Raw genomic sequence first — 422 nt, 5'->3', positions numbered from 1 at the left:
CCTCTACAGAATGCTCCGGGTGCGGCATGAGCCCGACCACGTTGCCCGCCTCATTAGTGATGCCAGCGATGTCGTGAACCGACCCATTCGGATTAGCGGTGTAGCGGAAGACGACCCGATTATTGGCCTCCAGCGCAGCCACGGTTGCAGCGTCCGCCACATAGTTACCCTCGCCGTGCTTAGCAGCAATATGAATGCGCTCACTGGGACGGAAGTCGCAGGTCCACACGGTGTCCACGCTGGCAACTTGAAGCTGCTGCACCGAACAGTGGAAGCGTCGTTTCTCGTTACGCATCAGAGTGCCAGGCAACAGATGGGATTCACACAGAACCTGAAACCCGTTGCAGATACCGAGCACTGGCAGGCCCCCATCGGCAGCTCTGCGAATAGACGACATCACCGGCGAGGAAGCAGCCAAAGCT

1 protein-coding gene is annotated in these 422 nt (G+C 58.8%); it reads right to left on the bottom strand.

Features of this window, described 5'->3' with window-relative positions:
- Nucleotides 1-422 (bottom strand): phosphoribosylformylglycinamidine synthase subunit PurQ (locus G8O24_RS47225; RefSeq protein WP_188108442.1); only part of this gene is annotated, 422 nt, incomplete at both ends.

The sequence above is a fragment of the Bradyrhizobium campsiandrae genome (assembly GCF_014529705.1).
In the GTDB taxonomy this organism is placed as follows: domain Bacteria; phylum Pseudomonadota; class Alphaproteobacteria; order Rhizobiales; family Xanthobacteraceae; genus Bradyrhizobium; species Bradyrhizobium campsiandrae.
Note: the sequence above shows the minus strand (reverse complement) of the source record. Positions and strands in the feature narration are given on the sequence as shown.